Source organism: Bradyrhizobium sp. BR13661 (assembly GCF_029892425.1).
GTDB lineage: Bacteria > Pseudomonadota > Alphaproteobacteria > Rhizobiales > Xanthobacteraceae > Bradyrhizobium.
This window is the reverse complement of record NZ_JARXWB010000002.1, coordinates 532,501-535,344: the sequence shown is the minus strand read 5'-3', so window position 1 is coordinate 535,344 and position 2,844 is coordinate 532,501. Positions and strand designations below refer to the sequence as shown.

The following is a 2,844-nucleotide window of genomic DNA, read 5'->3' as shown; positions in this document are numbered from 1 at the left end:
GGGCTTCAAAGCCCTAGGATGAAGCGGTCTCCCGTCCGTCACCATATCGGCCAATCTAGCCGATCCAGCGTGTCGTGACTTACAAGGATGAGGCTGAGCAGCATCGGTGCTCGTCGAAGCCAGGGCCGCACACTCTGTCCTCATCCTGAGGGCCCGCCAACGGCGGGCGTCTCGAAGGATGGCCGCAGGGGACTGGCTGCCATATTTGCGGGCGATCTTCTTTAGCGCGCCAACAATGCCGCCGCGTGGTCCATCGGTCCGGCACCCGGGACAGATTGATTTGAACGCTCAAAGACGAACCGAGACGTCACGGGCACCTCCGCCTGGGGTCCGCCGTCTTGAGCGATCAGGATCAATCCAGCACCGCCATTGGCGACACTCAGAATCATCGGTTCGCCGCCCCATGTCTTGATCGGCTCCATGCCGATCGCGAGAAATTCGCCCATGGGCTGGTCGACATATTGGATGCGCAGCTGCGGAGCGATCTCGGGCCTTGCGAGTGCGATGCCAATTTGTCGCGCGCGGGCGTAGAGATTGGCCAGTGTCACGGTATCGGTTGTAAATCCCAGTTGCAGCGGCGTCACCAGAACCAGCTCCGCCTGCTCCCTGTGGGAAGCAAGGGTGAACGTCGGTCGCGCAAGGATTTCGCCGGCTTGGCCGCCAACACTGCAACCCAGATCATCCAGGTGATTGCGCAGCTCGAGCGAACTGGCGAAAGTGCCGATCGCAATCGCCTTCCAGGTCTCGACATCGCGCTCGGACTTGATCGCCTGCCGGGGCGCGACCATGTGCTGGCTGGAGGTGAGCTTGTTCGCCAGGACATCGTGGGCCGAGCATCGAGCCAGAGCCGCAGAACCCGGGAATCCAATGACTGCGAGAGCACATGCCAGCACAATGAGGTGGCAGATACGGCGCGCTGCGTTGGGACAATTGATTGCGCGGCGTCGCGCATCTGGTGCGAAAAGAGACATGTTTGAAATCGATGGCTGTTAAGGCACCGCAAAAAAGACTCCTCCGAATCGATGAGACGAACGGAGGGATACATGTGCAAAAAACATTGCCCGGCCGACGTCTGGAATATGTCGGGAGGCGGGGCCGAATGGAGAACTTAAACGGGTGTAGAGTTTTTCAAAAAGTTCCGATGGATTGAAATATATCCGAGGACGCACATGGTTGGTTGGAAAACTTTGCGCGCATTCAAATGCAGCTTACCGCCGCCTTGTCGCATCTGACGCGCGGCGTAAGATCGGGTCGCACAAATCATGGGTCGGATTGCGCCATGTGGACACGGAGAGACGCGATCATCGGCATCATTTCGGCAGCCGCCACCGTCTGGACGCACGCCCGAGCAGGAGCACAAATGCCATCATCTGCCAGCGCATTGGCTCCGACCGGCAAACTGCGCGCCGCCGTGATCGCTTCCAACCCTGTTTTGGTCACGCGACAACCTGACGGCACACTGGGCGGCGTTTCGGTTGCAATGGTCCAAGCGCTTGCTGCGCAACTTGCCGTTCCGATAGAGCTCCGGCCTTACGACAACCCTGCACAATACAATGAGAGCCTTGCGACCGACGACTGGGACATCGGGCTTGCGGCGCGGGACCCATCTCGTGCCGAGTACCTGACTTTCAGCAAAACGTTCATGGAGGTCGACAACGGCTATGTTGCGCGCGCAGGGGCGGCCCCGACGAGCGCCGGCGATGTCGATCGTGCGGGTGTGAAAATCGCTGTGGCAAAGGGCAGCGCACCTCACAATGTCTTGCAGCGTCTGATCAAGAATGCCGAGATCGTGCCGGTGCCAGGTGGCTTCGAAGCAGCACGCGACGCGCTGGCGACGGGAAAGGCCGACGTCTACGGCGAAAACCTGCACCTTGCCCATCGCATCGCCGATGCCCTGCCCGGCGCACGCGTTCTGCCGGGGCAATTCAATGTCGTGCAAATGGCGATTGGGGTTCGCAAGAGAGCCGCTGACGCCCTTCCGATGATCGACGCATTCGTCAGCAAAGCGCGGACTGACGGGACCGTCCAGAAAGCCATCAACGAAGCCGGGTTGCGCGGCGTTCGGGTCCCGCAACCTGCGTAATCAAACCGCGATGAGCGGCGGATCAAGTCCGCTATCCCGACATAGCGCTCCGAGCTAGAGCGTGATGAGATCAGGTCTCATGTGCCGCGAAGGGAGGTTCGCTCCCTCCCCCGCTCTTGTCTCGCCGAACAGCACGAAAAACGGGACCGTGCCTGCGAAGGCCAGAGGCAAATCGGAAACGGTCAGCTTGAGCGCGCTGTGATGGAATTTGACTGACGATATGCCGGCGATGGCGACTGCGAACAAACCGGAAAGCAGGATCGCTCGCTCGGCATCGCCGAGAAACACCAGAAGCAGATCGGCATTGAAGAGAAGAGCTGCAACTGCAAATGGCAGATGTTCCTCACTCCGTTCCGTCAATGCAACGGCGGTAATAGCCGCGACAAGAATCAATATTGAAATCATGCGACCAGAATGCCCCGAGCGTTGAAATTTTTCAATTTGGGGCGGGCCGCCTTGCGCATGGCGGGGCCGTCGATGGCGGCCATTGGTTTCTGCAACGCAACAAGCGGGGTGTCTTCTTTGTCGAGACAGCCTCTCCCCGGCCCCTACCCCGCTTATGGTGCTGCGAGCGGGAGGAGATAGCGCACCTTCCTCCGGATGCCATCTGCGCTTCCGCGACACTGCGGCATAGGCGCCGGGAAGCGGCATCAGGCTTGATTCCCGCGAGGCGGCCGGTCATCCTCGCCTGCGGAACCGCAACGATCGGAATTCCAGCAACAAGGCCCCCTAAGGGACCATTCGGAAACGCCAACAAGTCT

At 60.1% G+C, this 2,844-nt stretch carries 3 protein-coding genes; 1 reads left to right on the top strand and 2 read right to left on the bottom strand.

The window, feature by feature from the left end:
- Positions 1-221: 221 nt before the first annotated feature.
- The gene (locus tag M2427_RS05660; RefSeq protein WP_280705202.1) at positions 222-971 is read right to left on the bottom strand and encodes a hypothetical protein; all 750 of its coding nucleotides are present in this window, start codon (positions 969-971) and stop codon (positions 222-224) included.
- A 308-nt stretch (positions 972-1,279) separates the two neighbouring features.
- On the opposite strand from M2427_RS05660, the gene M2427_RS05655 reads away from it, so the two are divergent.
- Positions 1,280-2,083 carry a transporter substrate-binding domain-containing protein gene (locus tag M2427_RS05655; RefSeq protein WP_280705201.1) on the top strand — a complete coding sequence of 268 codons (804 nt, stop codon included), beginning with the start codon at positions 1,280-1,282 and terminating at the stop codon, positions 2,081-2,083.
- A gap of 54 nt (positions 2,084-2,137) precedes the next feature.
- Here the strand turns inward: M2427_RS05655 and M2427_RS05650 are convergent, their stop codons facing one another.
- Positions 2,138-2,488, bottom strand: coding sequence for a hypothetical protein (locus tag M2427_RS05650; RefSeq protein ID WP_280705200.1), 351 nt, complete (start codon positions 2,486-2,488; stop codon positions 2,138-2,140).
- Positions 2,489-2,844 lie beyond the last annotated feature (356 nt).

Coding starts and splice junctions, on each gene's coding strand:
- M2427_RS05660 (WP_280705202.1), bottom strand. CDS start 971: ATGTCTCTTTTCGCACCAGATGCGCGACGCCGCGCAATCAATTGTCCC.
- M2427_RS05655 (WP_280705201.1), top strand. CDS start 1,280: ATGTGGACACGGAGAGACGCGATCATCGGCATCATTTCGGCAGCCGCC.
- M2427_RS05650 (WP_280705200.1), bottom strand. CDS start 2,488: ATGATTTCAATATTGATTCTTGTCGCGGCTATTACCGCCGTTGCATTG.